The organism is Endozoicomonas sp. (genome assembly GCF_051008435.1).
Taxonomy (GTDB): Bacteria; Pseudomonadota; Gammaproteobacteria; order Pseudomonadales; family Endozoicomonadaceae; genus Endozoicomonas_A.
On sequence record NZ_JBPCXO010000198.1, the window covers coordinates 1 to 6,600 of the forward strand.

The 6,600-nt window shown below is 45.7% G+C and carries 4 protein-coding genes and 1 pseudogene; 1 reads left to right on the plus strand and 4 read right to left on the minus strand.

Annotation, left to right across the window (positions count from 1 at the left end; genetic code table 11):
* On the plus strand, nt 1-2,226 hold a 2,226-nt coding region (locus tag ACR2PX_RS09815; RefSeq protein ID WP_433999180.1), incomplete at its 5' end, for a beta strand repeat-containing protein.
* Between the two features lie 71 nt (nt 2,227-2,297).
* On the opposite strand, the gene ACR2PX_RS09820 is transcribed toward ACR2PX_RS09815, so the two are convergent.
* The 4 genes and pseudogenes from ACR2PX_RS09820 to ACR2PX_RS09835 all read right to left on the minus strand — a co-directional run.
* Complete coding sequence (locus ACR2PX_RS09820) at nt 2,298-3,503, minus strand: YcaO-like family protein (RefSeq protein ID WP_433999181.1); 1,206 nt, start codon at nt 3,501-3,503, stop codon at nt 2,298-2,300.
* 407 nt (nt 3,504-3,910) lie between these two features.
* Nucleotides 3,911-4,741: a Stp1/IreP family PP2C-type Ser/Thr phosphatase gene (locus tag ACR2PX_RS09825; RefSeq protein WP_433999182.1), complete on the minus strand. Its 831-nt coding sequence runs from the start codon at nt 4,739-4,741 to the stop codon at nt 3,911-3,913.
* 343 nt (nt 4,742-5,084) lie between these two features.
* Nucleotides 5,085-5,423, minus strand: a complete 339-nt coding sequence (locus ACR2PX_RS09830) for a P-II family nitrogen regulator (protein ID WP_433999183.1) — start codon at nt 5,421-5,423, stop codon at nt 5,085-5,087.
* A gap of 312 nt (nt 5,424-5,735) precedes the next feature.
* Nucleotides 5,736-6,470: pseudogene (locus ACR2PX_RS09835) on the minus strand (nucleotidyl transferase AbiEii/AbiGii toxin family protein); the annotation flags it as partial.
* Between the last annotated feature and the right edge of the window lie 130 nt (nt 6,471-6,600).

The following is a 6,600-nucleotide window of genomic DNA, read 5'->3' on the forward strand; positions in this document are numbered from 1 at the left end:
ACTAATCAGGGTTGGGCAGTTAAAGGCACCCAAAGTGCTTACAGCAGCACTAATGATCTGACGGTTGATAACAGCAGCCAGATCACCACCACTGGCAGCGTGACCAACGACAGTAATGCGAACCAGAATGTTGACCTCAACACCAACAGTCTGGTGCTTGCCGGTATGACCTTCGCGGGAAGCAAAACCTACATTGGTGGGGCCTCTACCCTTGATACCGTGACGGATAATATAGGCAATGCCTGGGATCTGACGGGTAATCAGGCACTCAGTAACACGACTCATAACCTGAGCAATGTAAACCAGTTGAATACCGTGGGAGACATCACCGACAAGAATGACGGTCACTGGTCGGTGTCGGGTAACAACCTTGCCAGTTCTACCAATTACAACGTTGTGATTGATGGTACAGGTCGTATTGTAAGTACTGGTACTGTGGCCAACAGTACAAACGCTGATCAGACGGTAACGCTGGGTGTTTCAAGCTTGTCATTTGCTGACATCAACTTTGATGGAAGCACCACTTATGTAGGCTCTACAAATCAAGCTGTAACAGACACTATTGTTGATAACAATAATTCAGACTGGAGTTTGACGGGCAATAATGCCCTTAGGAGCTCCACACATACTCTGTCTAATGTTGATGTTGTCAGTTCCACCGCTGCTGTAACGAACGCATCTGGAAACACGCAGACAGCTCAGATCACCGACACTCAGAAAGCCAATGTAGCTGGCATTCAATTTGAAGATGTCACTGCTTATTCCGGAGGCTCTGATCATTCAGACACTGTTTCAGGTACGGATCTGACCTGGCAGCTTCAGGATAGCGATAACACTGTTTCTGCAGCAGGGATCAGTATGACAAATGTTGGTTCCATAGTGGCCAGTAGTACTGATCCTGAAGGAGAAAACAGCGAACTGAGAGGCATCAGCAGTAATGAAACATATGAAGTAACTGGTGATAAGCCTCTGGCAACCAAGGGAATGGCCATCTCGGGTATTCGTATGATCTATGCCGGAGACGGTGTTGATCAGGTTATCAGTAATAACAGTGCTGAACAGTGGACACTGAATGGCGATAACCAGATCATTGCTCAGGGCATGACTTTCCATGAGATTGAGCAGGTCAATGACCTGGCTGCCAAAGGTGCTGTTAAAGGTTCTTCTGGTGATGATTCCATTACCTGGACCGGAAACAACACGCTGAATAGTTATGGTGTAGATTTCACCGGTATCAAGAGCATCAATACCGGCGCTGGTAACGATACCGTTTACGTCGACAGTGCTCTGACTTCTCTGGAGAGTTTGGTCGGTGGTGATGACAGCGATACGCTCGTCAACAGAACGGAGGGGCTTAGCTGGGAGTTAACCACTGCAACGTCAAAACTGGGCGAGTTTGCATTCAGTAGCTTTGAGAACCTGACTCACACCTTGAGTACACTGGATCTGTGGACTGATTCTGCTGTTAACCTCTCTGTAGGCTCTATTGGAACTCCAAGTGCTATCAACAAGTCCATCAGTTACACCAGCCCTCTGGATCTGTTGACCTTGAATAAATCAAGCACTATTAGCGGAACCACAGACGTTACCAATATCAATGCCACTGCAGGTGGTAGTATCGATGTAGCGTCTACGGATACCCTGACGATTGATAGAGCTGTGAGTCAATCGGGAGATGTCACCTTTACCGCTAATTCCGGTGATCTTAATGTTAACTATGTAAAAGCGAACGGAGGGGCGGGTACTGCAAACTTGACCAGTAATACCGGGAATATTTACGCTGTGGCCAAGGATACCACTGAGCCACATATTGTTGCTAAAACCACCAACTTTACGGCTTTAATCCAAGTGGGTGATCAGGTGAATCAGTTTGTTATCGACAGTACTACTGATGGTCAGGTGAACATTATTTCTGCCACTTATGTATCACCGGTCTTCACTGATGCTACTCCTGAAGTAGTCAGTGTGGGTGACCAACTGTTGTCCATCAACGAAGCAGTAGCTTTGTCTGCATTCAGGACTACCTCGCAGCAGTTGGCAGATGAACTGGGCAGTGTTGATCCGGCCATCTTTACCCAGCTGAACAACTTCAACGTAGGCTCTGAAGGTGTGGCGTTACCTCTTGAAGGTGATTTCCTGCTGGTTGAGAATGGTTTGACGTCTATCCAGGCTCTGCCTTCAGATGCTACCGCTGCGGGTGAAGAGGAGGAAGAAGAAACCTATTAATTCAGGTTCTTAATTCACCCATTGTGGTCGTCTAATAAACCCTTCAGACTTTTGGTCTGAAGGGTTTTCTTTTATAGGAAACTGCTTTGCAAAGGCATGACAGGAACACCATCTTTGACGGCAAAGAACTCATCCATTCCTTCCATATGGACTCTGAGAACCACGGGTGATTCTTCACGAACAACATTGACCCAGACCTTAACGCCATGGTGAACTAAAAGTGTTTTTAATTGCCGTAAAGCATTGTGGTTGTAGGGCTGCTCACTGTCAGGCTGATCCTGAAACGTCTCTTTCTCTTCGGATCTTATGAAATCAATATCTATACAAGGCTTCAGGCTGGGCCATTCCTGCAGCTGTTGGCACGCGATTTGATATTTTTGATCCTCTTCCTGACCATAAACTCGCCTATATTCCAGCATCTCTTCAGTTTCAAGCAGTGAACGAAGCAGAGCATGTTCACGGTTAATGCTGGCACCTTTTCCGGATATCCAGGGGGTCGTTTGCTGGTTGGCAACGCTGATATAAGCTGGAATATTATATCGGTTGGGCATGCTGAAGCATTCTATATCGCAACGGTGATTTTTTTGAATGCGTGCCATTATGTTCCGAATTTCTTTTGATAAATTTGAAGTTTGTAATGAGCTTGCGGGCTTTCGCTGCAAACAGTGCCGAATAAGAAATCCAGCCAGTGCGTCTCTCTCGATCAGTTCAGTTATTCCATGTACCAGAGCATCGTCATAATTCAGTCCGCTGGCCACACCACTGGTGGTAGCCATAAACAGATAGCGGGCGTAATAATTTTTCATAGTAGCGGAGCAGCTAGATGCGTAGCTCCATTCTGCTGCTGCCATGGGCATAAATGCTGTTTCTGGATCGCCATTTATCTCCTGTCTAAATGGTAAGTAGGGTAGGGGCTTTGCATAGTACTCGTTGTTTTTATCAAGAAACTCGGGGCAGAAGTGCTGTGGTAATCCAAGCAACCTGAATGAATTTGTTTCTATGGTATGAAGTGTTAACGACTCAACCTGCTCATCGGTTCTCAGGCTTTGACGTTGACAGCACAAGAGTTCGAAGGCTTCATAGGAGGCACTGATTTGTGCTTCTGCTTTTGTGTTGCCTTTGCCACTGCCTCTTGTGGTTAATCCCATCTCGGGATCAGTGAGTTCTACGATTGAGCACTGCCCGGCCTCCAGTTCAATACTGCTGAACCCTTGTTGCTGGCAGACTTTCTGCCAGAGAGCAAGGGCACCCTGACTGGTACGATACTTTTTACTCAATGAGGGTACCCTTGAATGGCTTCTCAGAAAAATTCTTTCTTATTGCAAAGTAGATTAAGTGCCTGTCTTCTTCTCTGAGCAGGCGTGTCTGAAGTGGGCTGATTATTGGTTTTTCTCGAGTGACGATCATTAAATTCTTTTGAGAAAAAGCCAACATGCCCGACAAGGGACAGGGATAGTATTTTCATAGTACTCTCCGGTTGTGACACTATTTTTAGGAAAAATAATTATCAGAGAGTCGGTAAGAAGTTAAAAAGATGATTTTGAAATATTCAGACAGTTATCTATGAAGTATGGGACACACAGGACGCAGAGAAATAAATGTTTTATATCACTTACTTTATGGCTGACCCATGCCGCATGTTACTCTTCCCTGATGAATCAGGCGGCAGGTTCAGGTCGGGCTTTCAGGCAGAGTAGGGGACAGTTTTGTCACTGTTGGGCTCAGTAATCATCTCTTGACTGACCTGACAGCATTCAGCAATGGCAACTGTAATATTGTCCTTACCGCCCAGACGATTGGCTTCTTCAATTAACCGATAACAGCATTCCAATGCTGGTCGGTGGGTTGAGAGCACATATTCAATTTCGTCGTTATCAAAGTATTCGGTTAATCCGTCACTGCACAATAAAAGAATACTGTCGCCCGTCAGCTCAAACTCAGAAATTCTTGGGTCTATTGTAGGACCGACTCCCAGTGCCTGAGTTAACTGGTTTCTGACATTACTGGTGCGGGCATCTTCTTCTGAAAGAGCCCCACTATCAATCATGTTCTGAACCACTGAGTGATCCCGGGTCAGCTGTTTCAGCCCGTAGCGGCTGTCCCAGAGATAAGCTCTGGAATCTCCAATATTGGCAACCACCAGTTTGTTTTGCCAGATGACGGCCACCACAATGGTCGTGCCCATCTGTTGCAACTGGGGATTGGCTACTTTCTCTTCAAGAATACGCTGGTTGGCTTCTGTAATGGCCTGAAAGATTTCAGACTTAAGAATCATGGGTTGCTGCTGGGGTGTGCAGGAAGAAAAGGTACTGGACTGAATAGACTGTAATCGTTGGGAGATAATTTCCACGGCCAGCTGACTGGCTCTGGCACCCCCATGATAGCCGCCCATGCCGTCTGCAACCACAATCAGAGAAAAGGCGTCTTCATTACTTGTCAGCCAGTATAATGAATCTTCGTTCTCTTCCCTTATACGGCCTATATCACTTTTGCCGTCAATGGCTATCCGAAACATTGTTATTATTGATCCTGTGTGAATTGCATGATCACACTCCTCATTTTACATGGAACCACATGGAAAACCACTGGATTCTGTAGTGATGGCAGTCAACTTGTTGTAGTTAATCAGAGGGGGGAATGTAAGACCACCAGCGACATGAGTAGCCATGTCATTACTTATCCGTCCAGCAGGATCGCGCCAAATAATTTTTGCAGATGGTGGTCTGTGTCACTAATAGGTTTTATCTGCGCTGGCTACTGCAGGGAAGGAGCAGAAGCCAGGTAGCAATGGTATCTTTTGTGGGTATTCATTGTTCTTTCCGAACTTATCCTTTTTTATTGGCGACAATGAAACACGTTTAGATAGCGTCGACTCCGGTTTCGCCCGTTCGGATGCGAACGACCTGTTCCAGAGGAGTGACAAAGACTTTACCGTCACCAATCTTGCCGGTATTTGCCGCATTGATGATGGCTTCAATAGCACGATCAGCCAGTTCATCCGATACGGCCAGCTCCAGCTTTACCTTGGGCAGAAAATCCACCACATATTCTGCACCACGATACAGTTCTGTATGACCTTTCTGACGACCAAACCCTTTCACTTCGGTGACGGTCATACCGTCTATGCCGACTTCACTGAGTGCATTGCGGACATCATCCAGCTTAAATGGCTTGATGATTGCAGAGATCATTTTCATGTGTTCTTTTCCTCTTTTATTACCATAAATAATTTTTCTTCCCCTCGAAGGGAAAAATTATTTCAGTCGTGCATGGCTGATGGGTATTCATACCGCTATTTCAGGACTTCCTATCCCGCTCTGTTGTCATCCTCAGCTCATGGCTTTGAAGGCACTGTATCAGTGCATTATTCTTTGAACTGCTTCATATCTGCACAAAGGTGGAACATTTTACTTGATACAGGGCTTCAATCTGAAGCAAAACTGCCTGTTTTGCACACTTTTGATAAAAGAAGAGGGTGGGTACAGGCCCAGTCCTCTTAATGGTGCCGGTCAGTCAAGCCAGTCATCCAATACACTACTTAGTTTTTTGAGAGCTTGAGTGTGCTTGCGTTCCGGCATTTTTTTTATGTTGTATAGCTTCCATTTGACCGCAGGCAGGTCTTGGATTGCCTGGTATGAGTACAATGACCAGTCGGGCTCTCCCTTCTTGATCGATATAAGAAATTCAGCCTCTTTAGGTGTCATGAAAGATTTGAGCTTTGATAGCAATAAAAATCTTGATTCTGTGAGGTCCGACACTGAGATGGGTTGAGTCGTCATGCCAGCAAATTCATTATCAAATACGGGTTGAAGAGGTTTCAGGTTGGGAGCCAGCAATTCAGACATGGGTCTGGGATGACTAATAAGATACGCCATAAAACCCTCAAAAACATCCTGGGTCAGTTCCTCGGCTTCCAGTAATAATTTTATGTCAAAAAGGTCCCGGGGGTGCTGACGATCCAGTGCTGCACAGATCTTTCCACCGTATAAGTCAGGTACTGATTCAACCGCTATGGAAGCAAACCCTAAAAGATCCTCAACACTTTCTCTGACGTCCATAGATAGCACGGGGTGGAGAGTTCCGCGAGAGACCGGCGACACTTCAATCTTGATTTGCAGAGACCCTTTATTAACTAGTACTCTCAAAGCATCCTGTTGGGGACTTTGCATCATTGCTTTTAAGCCAGGTTGAGCGTTAATTCTATTTTGAATTCTTGTGAGTGCGGCCCTGGCTTCTTGTAATGCCTGATCTCTAGGAGCCTGTCGGACTTATGCTTTCGAGCATAAATTTCAGTAGAACGAGTCGAATTATTCGATGGATTCGTGAGAATAGTTGACCTATTTAATCGAATTCATCGAATAATTGGGCCGTTCT

Excerpts from the sequence above, each read along its gene's own strand:
- ACR2PX_RS09825 (WP_433999182.1), bottom strand. The coding sequence starts at position 4,741 with ATGTTTCGGATAGCCATTGACGGCAAAAGTGATATAGGCCGTATAAGG.
- ACR2PX_RS09830 (WP_433999183.1), bottom strand. The coding sequence starts at position 5,423 with ATGAAAATGATCTCTGCAATCATCAAGCCATTTAAGCTGGATGATGTC.